The organism is Alkalibacillus filiformis (assembly GCF_030814115.1).
In the GTDB taxonomy this organism is placed as follows: Bacteria; Bacillota; Bacilli; order Bacillales; family Alkalibacillaceae; genus Alkalibacillus; species Alkalibacillus filiformis.
The window spans coordinates 915,670-932,744 of sequence record NZ_JAUSUP010000001.1 but is presented as its reverse complement, the minus strand read 5'-3'; the positions used below and the strand labels follow the sequence as shown (position 1 = coordinate 932,744).

General features: G+C 36.5%; 19 protein-coding genes and 3 other annotated features. Of the genes, 17 read left to right on the top strand and 2 right to left on the bottom strand.

Going from position 1 to position 17,075, the window contains the following annotated elements:
* The first annotated feature begins 56 nt into the window (after positions 1 to 56).
* From nrdR to J2R98_RS05065, 12 genes are all read left to right on the top strand, one after another.
* On the top strand, positions 57 to 521 hold the full coding sequence (gene nrdR / locus J2R98_RS05120; RefSeq protein ID WP_307066722.1) for a transcriptional regulator NrdR: 465 nt from the start codon (positions 57 to 59) through the stop codon (positions 519 to 521).
* 23 nt (positions 522 to 544) lie between these two features.
* Positions 545 to 1,915 carry a replication initiation and membrane attachment family protein gene (locus J2R98_RS05115; protein WP_307066721.1) on the top strand — a complete coding sequence of 457 codons (1,371 nt, stop codon included), beginning with the start codon at positions 545 to 547 and terminating at the stop codon, positions 1,913 to 1,915.
* A 16-nt stretch (positions 1,916 to 1,931) separates the two neighbouring features.
* Positions 1,932 to 2,867, top strand: coding sequence for a primosomal protein DnaI (gene dnaI / locus J2R98_RS05110; RefSeq protein WP_307066719.1), 936 nt, complete (start codon positions 1,932 to 1,934; stop codon positions 2,865 to 2,867).
* A 77-nt stretch (positions 2,868 to 2,944) separates the two neighbouring features.
* On the top strand, positions 2,945 to 3,760 hold the full coding sequence (gene ytxC / locus J2R98_RS05105) for a sporulation protein YtxC (RefSeq protein ID WP_307066717.1): 816 nt from the start codon (positions 2,945 to 2,947) through the stop codon (positions 3,758 to 3,760).
* Positions 3,761 to 3,844: 84 nt separating this feature from the next.
* Positions 3,845 to 4,068: a binding site (T-box leader), on the top strand.
* A gap of 66 nt (positions 4,069 to 4,134) precedes the next feature.
* Complete coding sequence (gene thrS / locus J2R98_RS05100) at positions 4,135 to 6,078, top strand: threonine--tRNA ligase (protein WP_307066715.1); 1,944 nt, start codon at positions 4,135 to 4,137, stop codon at positions 6,076 to 6,078.
* Positions 6,079 to 6,174: 96 nt separating this feature from the next.
* Positions 6,175 to 6,328: a sequence feature (ribosomal protein L20 leader region), on the top strand.
* A 57-nt stretch (positions 6,329 to 6,385) separates the two neighbouring features.
* Positions 6,386 to 6,922, top strand: coding sequence for a translation initiation factor IF-3 (infC, locus tag J2R98_RS05095; protein WP_307066931.1), 537 nt, complete (start codon positions 6,386 to 6,388; stop codon positions 6,920 to 6,922).
* A 36-nt stretch (positions 6,923 to 6,958) separates the two neighbouring features.
* Positions 6,959 to 7,156, top strand: coding sequence for a 50S ribosomal protein L35 (gene rpmI, locus J2R98_RS05090; RefSeq protein ID WP_017187020.1), 198 nt, complete (start codon positions 6,959 to 6,961; stop codon positions 7,154 to 7,156).
* A gap of 37 nt (positions 7,157 to 7,193) precedes the next feature.
* On the top strand, positions 7,194 to 7,550 hold the full coding sequence (gene rplT, locus J2R98_RS05085) for a 50S ribosomal protein L20 (protein WP_017187019.1): 357 nt from the start codon (positions 7,194 to 7,196) through the stop codon (positions 7,548 to 7,550).
* Between the two features lie 68 nt (positions 7,551 to 7,618).
* Positions 7,619 to 7,870 (top strand): DUF1294 domain-containing protein, encoded by a 252-nt coding sequence (locus J2R98_RS05080; protein ID WP_307066711.1) that lies wholly within the window; start codon positions 7,619 to 7,621, stop codon positions 7,868 to 7,870.
* A 72-nt stretch (positions 7,871 to 7,942) separates the two neighbouring features.
* Positions 7,943 to 8,521, top strand: a complete 579-nt coding sequence (locus J2R98_RS05075; protein WP_307066709.1) for a TVP38/TMEM64 family protein — start codon at positions 7,943 to 7,945, stop codon at positions 8,519 to 8,521.
* Positions 8,522 to 8,556: 35 nt separating this feature from the next.
* Positions 8,557 to 9,045, top strand: a complete 489-nt coding sequence (locus J2R98_RS05070; protein WP_307066707.1) for a dUTP diphosphatase — start codon at positions 8,557 to 8,559, stop codon at positions 9,043 to 9,045.
* Positions 9,046 to 9,146: 101 nt separating this feature from the next.
* On the top strand, positions 9,147 to 10,232 hold the full coding sequence (locus tag J2R98_RS05065; RefSeq protein WP_307066705.1) for a M42 family metallopeptidase: 1,086 nt from the start codon (positions 9,147 to 9,149) through the stop codon (positions 10,230 to 10,232).
* 48 nt (positions 10,233 to 10,280) lie between these two features.
* Here J2R98_RS05065 and sspI read toward each other — a convergent pair whose 3' ends face one another.
* Positions 10,281 to 10,493, bottom strand: coding sequence for a small acid-soluble spore protein SspI (sspI, locus tag J2R98_RS05060; RefSeq protein ID WP_146816165.1), 213 nt, complete (start codon positions 10,491 to 10,493; stop codon positions 10,281 to 10,283).
* A gap of 91 nt (positions 10,494 to 10,584) precedes the next feature.
* On the opposite strand from sspI, the gene J2R98_RS05055 reads away from it, so the two are divergent.
* The 3 genes from J2R98_RS05055 to pheT all read left to right on the top strand — a co-directional run bounded on the left by J2R98_RS05055 (position 10,585) and on the right by pheT (position 15,170).
* The gene (locus tag J2R98_RS05055) at positions 10,585 to 11,340 is read left to right on the top strand and encodes a TrmH family RNA methyltransferase (protein ID WP_307066702.1); all 756 of its coding nucleotides are present in this window, start codon (positions 10,585 to 10,587) and stop codon (positions 11,338 to 11,340) included.
* Between the two features lie 47 nt (positions 11,341 to 11,387).
* Positions 11,388 to 11,630: a binding site (T-box leader), on the top strand.
* 60 nt (positions 11,631 to 11,690) lie between these two features.
* Positions 11,691 to 12,725, top strand: coding sequence for a phenylalanine--tRNA ligase subunit alpha (gene pheS, locus J2R98_RS05050; protein WP_307066700.1), 1,035 nt, complete (start codon positions 11,691 to 11,693; stop codon positions 12,723 to 12,725).
* Positions 12,726 to 12,740: 15 nt separating this feature from the next.
* Positions 12,741 to 15,170 (top strand): phenylalanine--tRNA ligase subunit beta, encoded by a 2,430-nt coding sequence (gene pheT / locus J2R98_RS05045; protein WP_307066697.1) that lies wholly within the window; start codon positions 12,741 to 12,743, stop codon positions 15,168 to 15,170.
* Positions 15,171 to 15,206: 36 nt separating this feature from the next.
* On the opposite strand, the gene rnhC is transcribed toward pheT, so the two are convergent.
* Positions 15,207 to 16,124 carry a ribonuclease HIII gene (rnhC, locus tag J2R98_RS05040; RefSeq protein WP_307066694.1) on the bottom strand — a complete coding sequence of 306 codons (918 nt, stop codon included), beginning with the start codon at positions 16,122 to 16,124 and terminating at the stop codon, positions 15,207 to 15,209.
* 136 nt (positions 16,125 to 16,260) lie between these two features.
* Here rnhC and zapA point away from each other — a divergent pair, with 136 nt between their 5' ends.
* Both zapA and J2R98_RS05030 read left to right on the top strand, forming a co-directional pair.
* Positions 16,261 to 16,524: a cell division protein ZapA gene (gene zapA / locus J2R98_RS05035; protein WP_307066692.1), complete on the top strand. Its 264-nt coding sequence runs from the start codon at positions 16,261 to 16,263 to the stop codon at positions 16,522 to 16,524.
* A gap of 2 nt (positions 16,525 to 16,526) precedes the next feature.
* A complete protein-coding gene (locus tag J2R98_RS05030; protein WP_307066690.1) occupies positions 16,527 to 17,060 on the top strand; it encodes a CvpA family protein in 534 nt (177 codons plus the stop codon).
* The last annotated feature ends 15 nt before the right edge of the window (positions 17,061 to 17,075 follow it).

Here is a 17,075-nt window from a genome sequence, read left to right as displayed (position 1 = left end):
TTTTTGTTATAATAAGTAGAATAGTAAATTGAAATCAACGTTGAGGTGGCTAATATATGAAATGCCCAAATTGCGACGCTAAAACGACAAAAGTATTAGACTCAAGGCCAATTGACCAAGGTAAATCGATTAGACGTCGTCGAGAGTGTGATGATTGTCAGTATCGTTTCACTACATTTGAACGTGTCGAAGAAATTCCACTTATTGTCGTAAAAAAAGAGGGGACGAGAGAAGAATTTAATCGTGAGAAATTAAAGCGAGGTTTAATTAAAGCTTGCGAAAAACGCCCAGTTTCATTAGAACAAATTGAACAAGTCGCTTTTGAAGTAGAGAAAGACTTAAGGGACCAAGGTAATTCAGAAATTTTAAGTCAAGATATCGGCGAACATATTATGGACCGTTTAGCTGAAGTTGACGAAGTTGCTTATGTCCGTTTTGCTTCAGTTTATCGACAATTTAAAGATATTAATGTTTTTATGAAAGAATTACATGATATGATTAATCGTACAAAGAATACCTAGATCAAAAGAGGGGAGTGGTGATTGTGCAAGAACGGATGAAGCATCTGCTACCGAATGACCAATTAAAAATTATTAAACAAACAACATTTTTTGAAGATGCTGACTCTGTTTTAACCTTACTTTATCAACCTTTAATTGGTATGGAGAGTGTATCAGTATTCCAAGCTCTATGGCGAGAAGCTGACTCTAGTTCCTCTCAATCACAAAACTCTCATCATTACTTAATGAGTATATTAGATATTACATTAGATGATTTGTATGAAGCAAGAAAGAAACTAGAAGGTATCGGGTTGTTAAAAACGTTTAAAGAAGAAGGAAGCGTTAGAACATTTTATTATTTAATCCGCCGTCCTGCATCTGCCTATCAGTTTTTTGAAAACCCGACTTTATCAGTTTTATTAGAGCATCATGTTGGTAAAGATGTTTTTCAACAATTACAAAAGAAATTAGCACCAAAACCAACAGTGTCATCTTCTGTAGAAGAAGTTACTCATCATTTTGATGACGTATTTACGACTGTTGCACATAAGAAGCAACCACCGAAAAAAGACTCAGATGAATCAGTAGCGATTAAAACAGATCTTCCATTAGAATGGTTGTATAAAATGTTAACTCAACAAAAAGTTGAACCGAAAAACATTTTAACGAATCATAATTTAAATTACATGGAAAAAATTATTAAAATTTATGATGTCGATTATTTAGAGTTAGAGAAAGCGTTGTTATGGGCAGTGAATGAAGATGCTGAATTTGATCGGCAAGAGTTTTTGGATATGTGTAAAGATATTTATTATAAAAAACATGGGTCCGTACCACCACGGTTGTATACAAAAGGACAAGTCCAGGAGTCTGAAGAGCAACCAAAAGATACAAATATAAATCAACAACCAGAATCTAAAGAAGAGCTAATTATTCAACACTTTAACGATATAACTCACCGTGAATTATTAGAGGACCATTCAAATTCAGGTGTTGCATCGATGAAAGAAGTTGAAATGATTACTGATTTAATGGAAGAACACGGGCTATCTCAACCAGTTATGAATGTTTTAGTTCACTACGTCTTAAGAAAAAATGGTAACAAATTAAACCGTAATTATATCGATACAATTGCAGCTCATTGGAGTCGTGAAGGGGTTACAACAGCAAAAACAGCTATGGATATGGCAAAGCGTGAACATAAAATGTATCAAACATGGCAGCAAAAGAAGCAACAAAAACAACAAAAGCAGTCTAAAACGGCCGGTAAATCTAAAGAAGTTCTTCCGAAGTGGTTTAAGGAACAGAAGCAACAACAAACAGAGAAGGAACCTGAACAAAAGACAGAAGATAGTGAAGCTAAAAACGAAGAGTTAACCGAATTCTTTAAAAGCTTTTCACAATCGAAACAATGAATGAAGGATGATTTAAATGGAACACATCCAGTCGGCACTCCAAAGCTGGTTGAAAAACAATGAAGATTTTCAAACCTCTTTTAATGAAATGAGAAAAAAGATTTTATCCTCAGATCGTATTAAAGCCTTTTTAAAGGAGCATCCAGAGTTAACTGAAAAACAGATCGATTCTCAACTTATGAAGCTGTATGAGTATGATTATCAGTCAATTAAGTGCGAGAAGTGTGCTTCGTTAGACAGTTGTATTAATGTCATTAAAGGCTATGTACCAGGAGCTCGTGTTCAAAATGGAAGAGTCAAATTAATTTATCATGAATGCCAACGAAAAGAGCGAGAATTACAATTGCAAAAACAGCGCTCCTTTGTCCAAAGCTTGCATATGCCAAAAGAAATCCATGATGCCACTTTCTCGCAAATTAAGTTGGAGGCAAACGGAAGAGAAGAAGCGCTGCAAAAGGTTCGTCAGTTTTATGAGGAAAGTGGTGACACTCCACCAAAAAAAGGCGTTTACTTACACGGAAGTTTCGGTGTCGGTAAAACTTATTTATTAGCTGCACTAGCTAATGAATTAGCCAAAAAACAAATCGATACTTTATTAATTTATATGCCAGAGTTCGTTAGAGAAATGAAAGCATCTATTACTGATTCAACGATTAATCAAAAGATTGATCAATTTAAGCGTGCTTCGGTTTTAATTTTTGATGATATTGGTGCTGAATTTTTATCACCATGGTTTCGTGATGAAGTGCTAGGTGCAATATTACAATTTAGAATGATGGAACGACTGCCTGTATTTTTTACATCCAATTATGACTTGAGTGAGTTAGAATCCATGTTATCAAAAGCAGGTCGTGGAGACGTTGAAGAACTAAAAGCAGCAAGGATTATGGAGAGAATTAGACAAATTAGTGAACCAGTTGAAGTTACTGGCCAAAATCATCGCGACCAATAATTTTGGTCGCTTTTTTCATGTTTCCACTCTTTCTTTCATAAAATGTATTACCTTGTTCTATGAAAGAGGGATGTGTAGTGAAAGAAACAGCATTTTTATTTAGAAATGAGCAAGAAGCTAGACAGTTCTACTTGTACTTATTAGCGGCCAATTTTAAAGGCCAAATAAGGCTGGATGAAAATTTCGTTTGGTTGTCCAATTTCTTATTTGTCAAACGGACAAGTTTAGTTGATTTAATTTTCCCGTTTATTTTAGAAGCATATGTGCCTAAAATATCACAAAAAATTTTGCGAGACACTTATTATTTTGATGACGATGAAATTGAGCAAATTATTCCATTCGTTGTCTCTTTAAGTACCGCCCCAAAGATGTTGCATAGTGAATTAAATGATTCATTATACGAAAAGTTAGTTCACTTTATTTATGGACAAGATGATGTCACTAAGGTCAATATGGATTACATGTATAATGAATTGTTTTTAAGAGAAGATGATTGGCTAGAAATTGTCGGGTTTGGTATTGAAGAATGGCAAGATGAACTTCATTTTCAAGACCGGATGGAACAGCTGAGGAGTTTTATTGACGGACAAGAACCGTATTATAACCATGTAACCGTTTATTATAAAAATGAAGCACTTTTGTTTGATGATCACGGGAAATTAATTCAAGACCAGCTAATTACGTCAGCATCAACACCTTTTCAAGAAATAATGGACCAAACGAAAGTCATAGGGAAGCTATTGGCGATAGCGCCAGAACGAGTAGATGTTTATGCTTCAAATGATCGGATTCATGAAATTTATAGCGTAATGAATATTTTCCAAGAAAGAGTATATTTGTACCCGATTAATCAGTTTCCGTACGTTCAGGAATTGAAAAATATTTTTAAGTAAGTGGTATTGAATTAAACGTGTAAAGAAAGCCCTTGATTTTCCTCGTTAACATCGTTATAATACGTACATAATATAATGAATACGTTTTATGTTTTGACGAGGACAAGAGCAGTTTGAAACAGCTTTACAGAGAAGGAAGCCTTGGCTGCGAGCTTTCTAGCATGACAAATTGTTTACCACCTCTGAGCATTCATTGTGAACTTGATTATAATACTAGCCATGAACGTAGGTCGGCGTTAACGACTTCTTGAGAGCTGCATTATTTGCAGAATCAGGGTGGAACCACGGGTGTAACACTCGTCCCTTTTATATAATTAGGGACGAGTGTTTTTTGTTTTATATGATTACAATTTAATTAGAAAGGTGGAAGCAGAATGAGTGATGTGATTCAAATTACGTTCCCAGACGGAAATGCTAAGGAGTTTCCTAAAGGGACAACGACTGAAGATATAGCTGGCTCGATTAGCTCAGGACTTAAAAAGCAATCCTTAGCAGGAAAATTCAATGGCGAACCGGTCGATTTAAAAGCTGAACTACATGAAGATGGTGACATTCAAATTATTACTTATCGGGATGATGAGGGTTTAGAAGTACTAAGACACTCAACAGCTCACTTAATGGCACAAGCTGTTAAGCGTTTATACGGAAACGACGTAAGGTTAGGTGTCGGTCCTGTTATTGAAGGTGGCTTCTATTATGACATTGATATGGAAGAAACGATTTCACCTGAAGACTTACCAAAAATAGAAAAAGAAATGAAAAAAATCGTAGATGAAGCGTTAGAGATTAGAAGAGTAGAAGTATCTCGCGAAGAAGCAAAACAACGCTATGAAGAAGTTGGAGATCAACTTAAGTTAGAACTATTAGATGACATTCCAGAAGGTGAACAAGTTTCAATCTATGAACAAGGCGAATTTTTCGACCTTTGTCGTGGTGTCCACGTACCTCATACAGGTAAAATAAAAGTTTTTAAACTACTTTCAATTTCAGGTGCTTATTGGCGTGGCGATAGTAAAAATAAAATGCTACAACGCATTTATGGTACTGCATTTGAGAAAAAAGGAGACCTAGACGAGCATTTAAGGTTGTTAGAAGAAGCGAAAGAGCGTGATCACCGCAAGCTAGGTAAAGAATTAGAAATCTTTACTGTTTCACAAAAAGTCGGTCAAGGACTTCCACTTTGGTTACCTAAAGGTGCAACAATCCGTCGTACAATTGAGCGTTATATTGTCGACTTAGAAGAGCGCCTAGGTTATGATCACGTCTATACACCAGTGCTTGGTAGTGTCGATCTATATAAAACAAGTGGACACTGGGATCATTATCAAGACGATATGTTCCCAACAATGGAGATGGATAACGAAGATTTAGTTCTTCGCCCAATGAACTGTCCACACCATATGATGGTTTATAAAAATCAATTATACAGCTATCGTCATTTACCGGTACGGATTGCTGAATTAGGTACGATGCACCGCCATGAAATGTCAGGTGCACTAGCAGGTTTACAACGTGTTCGTGGTATGACATTAAATGATGCACACATCTTTGCAAGACCTGATCAGCTTAAAGAGGAATTTACACGTGTTGTTCAATTAATTCAAAACGTGTATAAAGACTTTGGTATTAACGATTATTACTTCAGACTTTCTTATCGTGATCCAGAAGATCAAGAGAAATATGTCGATAACGATGAAATGTGGAATAAAGCTGAGGCATTGTTAAAAGATACAATGGAAGAGATGGACGTTGAATACGTTGAATCGACTGGGGAAGCAGCGTTCTACGGTCCGAAATTAGACGTTCAAGTGAAGACAGCCTTAGGAAAAGACGAGACACTTTCAACTGTTCAATTAGACTTCCATTTGCCTGAACGTTTTGACTTAACGTACATTGGTGAAGATGGTAAAGAACATCGTCCTGTTGTAATCCACCGTGGTGTCGTTTCAACGATGGAGAGGTTTGTCGCTTTCTTAATCGAAGAATACAAAGGGGCATTTCCTACATGGTTAGCGCCAGAGCAAGTTCGCATTATTCCTGTTTCATTAGAAGCTCATATGGATTATGCGAAAAAAGTTCAAGAGAAGTTACAGTATGCAGGAGTACGTGTTGAACTAGACGTACGTGATGAAAAACTTGGTTATAAAATTCGTGAGTCACAAACACAGAAGATTCCATACTCTCTAGTATTAGGTGACAATGAAATGAACGATGAAGCGGTTAATATTCGTAAGTATAGTGAAAAAGACAGTGAAACGATCTCATTAGATGAATTTACACAATCTATTGTTGACGAAATTAATCATCGTAAGCTATAATTTTGAGGCAGCCTTAATTAAGGGCTGCCTTATTTAGTGCTTGACATTTATATAAGTACTCGTTATACTAGGTAAGGTAATTAAATAAGGCGAATTAAAGACAAGTAGAAGCACCCGCTTCTCACCTGCTTGACGCTTAATGCAGTTGACAGGTCAGATTAATTTTCTACTTTATACGTTATGAATACGTATAGATTAATGAAATTAGTGTGTGTGGGTGCAGTATGTGTACCGACACTTTTTTTGTGGTTAAAAACCTAAATTAAATTCTACAGTCACTTGTCAGATGACGCCTTAATTTTCTAAGATTTTTTGGAGGTGGCTCACTATTAGCAAGGATAATAATCTCAATGAGAACATTCGCGCCAAGGAAGTGCGACTCATTGATGTGAATGGTGAACAATTAGGAGTAAAATCACGTCAAGAAGCATTGGACATTGCTGAACAGGCAAATTTAGACCTTGTCTTAGTTGCACCAAATGCAAAACCGCCAGTTGCTCGTATTATGGATTATGGTAAATACCGTTTCGAACAACAGAAGAAAGAAAAAGAGCAACGTAAAAAGCAAAAAATTATTAACGTTAAAGAAGTACGCCTAACACCACAGATTGAAGAGCATGACTTTAATACAAAAGCGCGTAACGCACAAAAGTTCCTTCAAAAAGGTGACAAAGTAAAAGTTAGTGTTCGTTTCCGTGGTCGTGCAATCACGCACAAAGATTTAGGTCAAAAAGTACTTGAGCGTTTTGCGGATGCATGTAGTGAATTAAGTACTGTCGAAACGAAACCTAAAATGGAAGGTCGTAACATGTTCTTAATGCTTGCTCCAAAGAACGAAAAATAAAGTGAGCAACAAACATCATTTAAGGAGGAATAAATCATGCCAAAAATGAAGACGCATAAAAGTTCACAGAAGCGTTTTAAGAAGACTGGTACTGGAAAGTTCAAGCGTTCTCACGCTTTCACAAGCCACTTATTCCGTAATAAGACAAAGGCTCAAAAACGTCGCTTAGCTAAGAGCAATCTAGTTGATAAGAGTGATGAAGGTCGTCTAAAGAAATTAATGCCTTATAAATAGGTTCGTATAAAACTAGAAAGATTCAGGAGGGATTACCATGCCACGTGTAAAAGGTGGAACAGTTACTCGTCAACGTCGTAAACGTACGTTGAAGCTAGCTAAAGGTTATTATGGTTCTAAAAGAACGTTATTCAAAACAGCAAAACAACAAGTGATGAAGTCAGGTCAGTATGCTTATCGTGACCGTCGTCAGAAGAAGCGTGACTTCCGTAAGTTATGGATCACTCGTATTAACGCAGCAGCACGCATGAATGACTTGTCATATAGCCGTCTAATGCACGGTTTAAAGCTTGCTGGTATTGAAGTTAACCGTAAAATGCTAGCAGATTTAGCTGTAAATGATGAAAAAGGCTTTGCTGAACTAGCTGATAAAGCTAAAGCAGCTTTAAAATAAACGTTTTAAAAGAGTTGTCCCATATTAGGGCAACTCTTTTTCTATATAATGATAAAGAGGGATGAACCGTGGAGATTTTTTTATTTGTGTTAGTAGGGGTTGCAAGTATAATTGCATTTATTATGATGGGATTGGATAAGAGTTACGCTAAAAAAGGAAAATGGAGAATACCAGAACGAACGTTGTGGGTCACTTCATTGGTTGGTGGCGCACCAGGAGCTTGGTTTGGTATGATTTATTTTCGACATAAAACGAAACATAGCTTATTTCAATTTGGTATGCCATTGTTAACGATCATTTGGATGATTATGTTACTCTAGCTTTTCTATGTCATAAAGGCTCGTCTATTGTCATATGGTTTATTGATACCTTTAAATAATGGAGGGCTCAGTATGGAAAATATCATGACTTGGATTCAACAAACTGATCATCATGTTGCCTTATTTGCGCCTGCTGTGTTTATTTTGTTCCATATTATACGCCCTTTTTTATTTATACCTGTTGCCTTTATATGTATAATGGGTGGGCTTTTTTTCGGTATTACTTATGGAGCGATCTACTCCATGATTGGGATTACGTTGTCGAGTATCATGTTTTACTTAATGATGCAAAAAATGCCAGTTGTTTGCGATAGAATGAAACACCTTAAAGAAAAGATGTTCGGGCAACACCGTCAATTGAGTGTTCCTCAAGTTGTTTTATTAAGAATTACACCATTTATTCATTTTCATCTAATTTCATTACTTATTATTGAAATGACGAGGAACTTTAAAGAGTACACGAAACTTTCGATTTTATCGAACATACCGTTAGCAATTATTTATACGACTTTTGGTCAGTGGATTCAATCTTTACAATGGCAATATATTTTAACGATTTTAATTACAATCTTATTGTTATTTTATTTATTACGTAAAAAGGAAATCGTACTTAAATGGGATGATTTTTTTGCAACAAATGCTGAAAGGTGACACAATATAGCTAAAAACTAAAGGTGGTAATGAAAGTGGATTGGAACCGATTATATGACTTACAACAACATTTGGATGAAAGAATTCTTAATACCATCCCACAGTCACGCTCTGACATTTACTTAGATAAAGTACTTGCTTTAAATGTTGAAGTTGGGGAGTTAGCCAATGAAACTCGTTGTTTTAAATATTGGAGTCAAAAAGGTCCAAGTGATCGTGAAGTCATCCTTGAAGAGTATGTTGATGGCATTCACTTTATTTTATCGCTTGGACTAGATTTTGGCTATCGTTTTAATGATGACAATAAAAGCAGCCAGTCAATTAGTACATTAACTGAAGGGTTTCATTTAGTTTATAAGCATATAGAGCTCTTTAAACAAAGTAAATCACAAGATGATTATATAACGTTAATGAACAGTTATTTAGCTTTAGGTGAGCAACTTTCCTTCTCTACAAATGAAGTTGTACAAGCTTACCTTAGCAAAAACGAAGAAAACCATAATCGTCAACAAACAGGATACTAAAAGCGAGAAGCTGCCCTATAATTAAAGAAATTTTGAGAAATTGCCGTAAAAACGTTATAATGGACAAGGTGTCGAAAAATTTAAAAAGAGGAGGTTTCAGCATGGTAAAATTAGACGAACAATTAACAATGCTGAAAGACTTAACGGACGCAAAAGGGGTTCCGGGTAATGAAAAGGAAGCTCGCGAAGTAATGGAAAAATACATAAACCCTTATGCTGATGAAGTTAAGACAGATCATCTTGGAAGCTTAATCGCTAAAAAGGTTGGTAAAGAAAATGGTCCTAAAATTATGGTTGCAGGTCACTTAGATGAAGTAGGCTTTATGGTCACTCGAATTGATGACAAAGGCTTTTTATACTTCCAAACAGTAGGTGGTTGGTGGAACCAAGTGATGCTTGCTCAACGTGTAACAGTTACGACACGTAACGGTGATGTAACAGGTGTCATTGGTTCAAAACCTCCACACATTTTATCTGCTGAAGCTCGTAAAAAGCCAGTAGAAATTAAAGATATGTTTATTGATATTGGTGCTTCTAGCAAAGAAGAAGCAGAAGAATTTGGTGTACGCCCTGGTGACTCTGTTGTTCCTTACTTTGACTTTACAGTAATGAATAACGAAAAGCTTTTACTAGCAAAAGCTTGGGATAACCGTATTGGGTGTGCGATTGCCATTGATGTATTAAAGCAATTACAAGGTGAAGACCATCCAAACGAAGTGTACGGTGTTGGTACAGTGCAAGAGGAAGTAGGCCTACGTGGTGCACGCACTTCCGCTCATGCCGTAAAACCAGATATTGGCTTTGGTGTTGACGTTGGTATTGCTGGTGATATGCCAGGTGTGTCAGACAAAGATGCAGCAGCTAAATTAGGGGATGGCCCTCAAGTTATTCTATATGATGCATCTATGATTTCTCATAAAGGTGTACGTGATTTTGTTGTTAATACTGCAGAGGAAAACGACATTCCGTTCCAATATGATTCAATGGCTGGCGGCGGAACAGATTCTGGTGCGATCCACCTAACAGCAAATGGTGTTCCATCATTATCCATTACAGTCCCAACTCGTTATATCCATTCTCATGCTGCTATGTTACACCGTGATGATTATGAAAACGCAGTTAAACTCATTGTAGAAGTAATCAAAAAGTTAGACGCAGAAACAGTTGAAAACATTACATTCAACTAAGAAATAAACAAGAAACAGGCTGATCACTCAGCCTGTTTTTTTGTTCAATTAAAGCTTCCCAACTTCTTCTTCTAACTTATTGAGTATACCTTCTTTTTCATCTTCAGAAGCTTGTTGCCAATACATTTCAAACAATACCCCAAGTCCAGGCAACATTTTCTCTTCACCACTTTGGATTGCTTCTGTAATGGTCGCCTCTAATTGTTCTTCATTATGGCCAGCGACATTATTTTGAATAGCTTTTCTTAAATTTAAGTCCATATGAACACCTCTATTCTCGCATTTACTTTTAGTTTGACCAAACTTCTATGTAGTATGTATGATATATATACGAATAAAAGGAGTTAATCTAATGCTTATTGAATCTAAACAGAATAAACGTGTAAAAAATTGGAGAAAATTACATAAAAAAAAGTATCGTGATCAAGAAGGGTTATTTTTAATTGAAGGTTGGCATCTCATAGAAGAAGCGATGAAAAGTGATTGGATGATCGATGAGTTGATTGTGTTAGAAGGAATTGAGTATCCCGAAAGTTGGGATTCCTATAACTTAACGTTTGTGACAAAACCAGTGTTTAATGAAATTGCTCAAACAGAGTCTCAACAAGGAGTCTTAGCAGTAGTAAAACAACAAATACATGGCGAGCAAAAGCTGGGGCAAAAGCTATTGTTAGTCGATACTGTGCAAGACCCTGGTAATGTTGGAACAATCATTCGTAGTGCATTAGCTTTTAATGCGGATGCTGTTATATTAGGGCAAGGTTCTGTTGATTTATATAACGACAAAGTTGTTCGTGCAACACAAGGTGGTTTATTTCATGTCCCTGTAATAAATGGTGGTGACCTGTCACAATGGATAACGCATTGTCATACGCATAATATTAACATTTATGCTACTGCCCTAGATGACCAAGCAATGCCATTACAAGATGTTGAGCCTAATGGAACTTATGCTATAATTGTTGGTAATGAAGGTGAGGGTGTCGATTCTGGACTCATAAATGAGGCAAACGAAACAGTTTATATTCCGATCGCACATGAAAGTGAATCGTTAAATGTCGGTGTAGCTACAAGCATCGTTTTGTATCATTTTTCACAAGCTACTTGATAATTATGTTAAAGTTATCTATAATACATGATTAGATGAAGTGAATATTAAAAGCAAAGAATGAGCAAAGTAGTCATCCGATTTATACGATATAAAAGGGATGGAGAGTCGTTGACTGAAAGCTTTCCAATTCGTACGGTATGATGAATTTCACTCAGGAGCTGGCACTTAGACCTGATTAGCACAGTAAAGGTGTCCCGGGGATTAAGCCTCGTTAACAAAGAAGAGTGGGTATAGCTGTCATATGTATACCAACTAGGGTGGTAACACGGTAACAACTCGTCCCTTGTTTAGGGGGCGAGTTTTTTTGTTGTTAATTAAGTTTGTTTAAAGTAAGGGAGGATTTTAAGATGAAAGAACGTTTGCAATCGTTGAAAGAAGAAGCGTTGGATCAAGTGAAAACAGTTACCGATCAACAAGCTTTACAAGACATAAGAGTCCATTATTTAGGAAAAAAAGGTCAGATCACAGAAGTACTTAAAGGGATGGGCAAATTATCAAAAGAAGAACGCCCTATCATCGGCCAACTAGCTAACGAAGTACGTGATGTCATTACAGAAGCTATTGAAGGGAAAAAGTCAAAGCTCGAAGAAGAAGCGATTGAAAAGCAACTTGAAGAAGAAACAATCGATGTCACTTTACCAGGTAAGCCGACACAAGTTGGTGGCTCACATCTTTTAATGAATGTCATCCGTGACATTGAAGATCTATTTACGAGCATGGGGTACCAAGTTGCAGAAGGTCCAGAGGTTGAAACGGATTATTATAATTTTGAAGCATTAAATTTACCAAAAGGTCACCCAGCGCGTGACATGCAAGACTCATTCTACATTACAGAAGAACTACTTATGCGTACTCATACATCTCCAGTTCAAGCGAGAACGATGAATAAACATGAGGGTAAAGGTCCAGTCAAAATTATTTGTCCTGGTAAAGTTTATCGTCGCGACACAGATGATGCGACCCACTCGCATCAATTCACACAAATTGAAGGATTGTATGTTGATGAAAATGTTCGTATGAGTGATTTAAAAGGAACTTTAAATGCTTTAGCAAAACATTTATTTGGTGAAGAACGTGAAATTCGTTTACGTCCTAGCTTCTTCCCGTTTACAGAGCCATCGGTTGAAATGGATATTTCTTGTAAGGTGTGCTCAGGTAAAGGGTGTTCAGTGTGTAAGAAGACAGGTTGGATTGAAATTTTAGGTGCCGGATTAGTTCATCCTAATGTGTTAGAAATGGCTGGATTTGACCCAGAGAAATATTCAGGCTTTGCATTTGGAATGGGGCCAGAACGAATTGCTATGTTGAAGTACGGTATTGAAGATATTCGTCATTTCTACACAAATGATGTCCGTTTCTTAAAACAATTCCATCGCGTATAAAGGAGGAAAATTGAAATGTTTGTTTCGACGAATTGGTTAAAACAATATGTTGATATTGATCATGTATCAGTTAATCAACTTGCTGAAGATATTACGAAAACAGGTGTGGAAGTTGAGCAAGTATTCCCACCAACAATGGATGATGAACATTTAGTTGTAGGTTATGTACAACAATGTGAGCAACACCCGAACGCTGATAAATTAAATTTATGTCAAGTTGATGTTGGTCAAGGTGAAACAGCACAAATCGTTTGTGGTGCTACTAATGTCGCACAAGGACAATACGTAGTTGTAGCTAAACCGGGCGCTGTTTTGCCAGGCGATTTTAAAATTAAAAAAGCAAAATTACGTGGTGAAACCTCTGAAGGTATGATTTGTTCACTACAAGAATTAGGCGTAGATGAAAAATACATTGATGATGAGTTTAAAGATGGTATTTACGTCATTCAAGATGAAGTCGAAGCAGGTCAACTTGCTGCTCCTTTGCTGAATTTAAACGATTCAATTATAGAGTTTGATTTAACACCCAACCGTTCAGACTGCTTAAGTGTAATAGGAATGGCTTATGAAGTAGCAGCCATGTACAATCAAGACGTTAAATTACCAGAAGTGAATGTTAAAGAAGATCAAGAACAATCAAGTGATTACATTGATGTTGAGATTGAAGATGAACAAGCTAACCCATATTATGGTGCTTGGGTTATAAAAGACCTTGAAGTTAAGTCTTCACCATTATGGTTACAAAACCGACTTATTAGTTCAGGTGTTCGCCCGATCAATAACATTGTCGATGTGACGAACTATGTTTTATTAGAGTATGGTCAACCGTTACACGCATTTGATTATGAGCGATTTGGGTCTCAGAAAGTAGTTACTCGACTTGCAAAAGAAGGCGAAACGATTAAAACATTAGACGGTGAAGAGCGTACTTTATCAAGTCATCATCTTGTCATTACTAATGGTGAAGAATCACATGCTATTGCTGGCGTTATGGGTGGAGAAGACTCAGAAGTTCAAGAAGATACAACAACTGTTTTACTTGAAGCGGCTTATTTTGACCCACAAACGATTAGACAAAGTTCTAAAGAACACGGCATTCGCAGTGAAGCGAGTGTTCGTTTTGAAAAAGGGTTAGATATTACACGTGTTAAAGAAGCGGCAAGTCGCGCAGCTCAGTTGTTAGCTGAACTTGGCGGTGGAAAAGTATTAGGATCGATCGTTGAGGAAGGTTCAACAGATTGGACACATGATCAAGTATCGTTCAACCAATCAGAAATGGAACAACGCATTGGTGCAGAAATCTCATTAGGTGAAATGAAAAGGATTATCGATCGCCTACAATTCGACTATGAAGTTGACGGTGAAACAATAACAGTTACAGCACCACCACGTCGACAAGATATTAAAATAAAAGAAGATATGATCGAGGAAATCGCGCGTTTATATGGGTATGACAATATTCCATATACGTTACCTACAGGAGAAATGAGACAAGGTGGGTTAACACATCGTCAGAAGTTGTTACGTCAAGTTCATGAATATTTACAGTCAACAGGACTATATGAAGCTGTCACTTATTCATTAACGACTGAACGTAATGCAGAACGTTTTATGAGCCCTGATGTAACAAGTTTAAGCGTTACTCCTGTTCAATTAGCTATGCCAATGAGTGACCTTCATAGTCATTTAAGATTAAGTGCGATTCCAGAACTGTTAGCTAGCTTACAGTACAACGTCGCTCGTAACCAATATAATGTTGGTCTTTATGAGTTAGGATCTGTTTATGCTCAAATAAACGGTCAAGGCACGCAACCAGAGGAACGAACAAGAGTGTCAGCTGCTGTTACAGGATTATGGGAAAATCACCCTTGGCAAGGTGTGAAGAAGCCTGTTGATTTCTTCGCTCTAAAAGGAATCGTTGAAGGGTTGTTAGACTACTTAGCGGTTGACGGTGTAGAATTTGAGCGTGGCCAACTAGAAGAATTACATCCTGGACGTACAGCTGTAGTGAAATTAAACGGTGACATTATTGGTTATATTGGCCAATTACACCCTACAGTACAAAAAGAGCATGATTTACAAGAGACTTACGTGTTTGATTTAAATCTTGAAGCAATTCTAGAAGGCTCAAATACTAGAGAAGGCTATACACCGATTACAAAGTATCCTGCTATAGCACAAGACTTAGCTTTTGTAGTAGCTCAAGATGTACCTGCGGCTCAATTAGAGCAGGCCATTATGACACAAGGTCAGCCTCATCTTCATTCTGTAAGGGTGTTTGATGTATATGAAGGTGAACATATGGAAGAAGGTAAGAAATCGATTGCCTTTAACCTTATTTTCCAAAACAATGAACGTACATTAAAAGATGAAGAAATAGAAGAGGCTAGAGAATCAATCGTTAATCATTTAGAATCTGAATATAATGCTGTTTTAAGAGGTTAATGGATTTAAAAAAGCAGTCGTAACGTTATTAGACCGTTACGACTGCTTTTTTTTAGCTTTTTGAGTATTACCGAAATGGACCTTGCCAATTTGATCTAAAAATGGTTCTCCTTTTGTTTCTATAATACGTTTAATTTGTTGGTCGACTTTATTAGATGCTCCTTTTTGTAGCTCAAATGCAACCTTTTTTGATAACTTGTCCATTTCTTGTACGAATCGATAGCGAGCAAGCATGGAAGCAGCAGCAACACACGTTGACTGACTTTCTGCTTTCGTTAAAAATGTAATATTAGAATGCGGTGTGTCATTCGACGCTTTAATCTTATTATAATAAACGCCAGGTTCACAAAATTGATCAATGACAATGCCACTAGGTTTAGTAGAGTCTAGCTTGTTGATCACGTGTTGGATAGCATGGTGGTGCATCCAAGCTTTCATTCTAACTTGAGACCAATTTTTTTGCTTGAGTTGATTATATCTTTCATTATGAAGTGTTACAGTACTATAAACGATATCTGTCTTTAAAATGTCTTTAACAATTGATGTGATTGTTTTGTCGTTCATACTTTTAGAGTCTTTAACACCTAACTCCTGTAGTAAAGCTTGTTGTTTTTCTGTTGCATAAACAGCACCAACTGTTATTGGTCCGAAATAATCACCAGTTCCAGCTTCATCTGAACCAATATGATCAAGCGATAACACTTCTTTTGAAGCACTTGAAACGGTATGTTGTTTCTTTTTGGTTTCAGGGTTAACACCCCAGCGTGATGCTTCCTCTTCATGAGTTGACCCTTGGAACATAACTTTTCCTGAAGTATAGCCGGTTACTGTACAGCCGTTTTGTTTAGCGACAAATACTGTGTGCGGTGGTTGTTTATTTATTTTATTATTGGCATAATGTTTTTCGATACGATCTAACGTTTGTTGATCGACTTTTATAACTGTTTGTCCCATAAAAATCTCCTTTGGAATCGAACTATTATTTAGTATATCATTAGAAATAGAGGTTCGCACGTTGCCCGAGTACTTCCCTAAATAGATGAAAACGTGTTACTATATGGTTTAGAATAACGATGAGGAGGACCTCTGGATGTCTGATTCTGAAAAAAATAAAATCACTATAGAAATACATAACCGAAAATATACAGTTGTTGGTGAAGAATCTCAAGAACAGATCAAAATGGTCGCAAGTCTTGTTGACCAGAAAATGGACGAAATCCAATTTGCAAAGCCTTCATTCGATACGACACAATTAGCTGTTTTAACAGCATTAAACACTATGAATGATTATTTAAAATTAAAACAAGATTATGATGCGCTCGTACAAAAAGAGAGGAAAGAGGATCGGAAATAGTTATGCTTGATATAATACTACTCATTCTACTAATTTTAGGTTTTTTAATCGGTTTAAAAAGAGGTTTTATTTTACAGTTAATGCATTTAGCTGGCTTTGTAGTTGCTTTTATTGTAGCACGTTTATATTATGAAGATTTAGCAGGGTTGCTAGAACTTTGGATTCCAAACCCGAATACAGCTGATGATCATTTTTGGGGAACATTAATCAGTGGAAGCGGTCTAGCTGAGGCTTTTTATAACGGTGTTGCATTTATTATTATCTTCATTATTGTGAAAATCTTAATGCAAGTATTAGCAAACATGTTAGATTTCGTTGCTAATATTCCAATTTTAAGTAGTATCAATAATTTGTTAGGGTCAATATTTGGATTAATAGAAATGTATGTCATTGTTTTTGTTGTATTGTTTTTATTATCGCTAGTATCAGTCGATTTTGTTCAAGACTTCATTCAAGATTCATCGATCGCATCATTTATGATTGAAAATACGCCATTGTTATCTGAAATGATCAAGAATGCTTGGTTTGAAGATTAAGTGTGTTTAGAGAGG

Bases quoted from the DNA above. Each gene is read 5' to 3' on its own strand.
- nrdR (WP_307066722.1), top strand. From the start codon at position 57: ATGAAATGCCCAAATTGCGACGCTAAAACGACAAAAGTATTAGACTCA.
- dnaI (WP_307066719.1), top strand. From the start codon at position 1,932: ATGGAACACATCCAGTCGGCACTCCAAAGCTGGTTGAAAAACAATGAA.
- thrS (WP_307066715.1), top strand. From the start codon at position 4,135: ATGAGTGATGTGATTCAAATTACGTTCCCAGACGGAAATGCTAAGGAG.
- rpmI (WP_017187020.1), top strand. From the start codon at position 6,959: ATGCCAAAAATGAAGACGCATAAAAGTTCACAGAAGCGTTTTAAGAAG.
- rplT (WP_017187019.1), top strand. From the start codon at position 7,194: ATGCCACGTGTAAAAGGTGGAACAGTTACTCGTCAACGTCGTAAACGT.
- J2R98_RS05075 (WP_307066709.1), top strand. From the start codon at position 7,943: ATGGAAAATATCATGACTTGGATTCAACAAACTGATCATCATGTTGCC.
- J2R98_RS05065 (WP_307066705.1), top strand. From the start codon at position 9,147: ATGGTAAAATTAGACGAACAATTAACAATGCTGAAAGACTTAACGGAC.
- sspI (WP_146816165.1), bottom strand. From the start codon at position 10,493: ATGGACTTAAATTTAAGAAAAGCTATTCAAAATAATGTCGCTGGCCAT.
- J2R98_RS05055 (WP_307066702.1), top strand. From the start codon at position 10,585: ATGCTTATTGAATCTAAACAGAATAAACGTGTAAAAAATTGGAGAAAA.
- pheS (WP_307066700.1), top strand. From the start codon at position 11,691: ATGAAAGAACGTTTGCAATCGTTGAAAGAAGAAGCGTTGGATCAAGTG.
- pheT (WP_307066697.1), top strand. From the start codon at position 12,741: ATGTTTGTTTCGACGAATTGGTTAAAACAATATGTTGATATTGATCAT.
- rnhC (WP_307066694.1), bottom strand. From the start codon at position 16,124: ATGGGACAAACAGTTATAAAAGTCGATCAACAAACGTTAGATCGTATC.
- zapA (WP_307066692.1), top strand. From the start codon at position 16,261: ATGTCTGATTCTGAAAAAAATAAAATCACTATAGAAATACATAACCGA.
- J2R98_RS05030 (WP_307066690.1), top strand. From the start codon at position 16,527: ATGCTTGATATAATACTACTCATTCTACTAATTTTAGGTTTTTTAATC.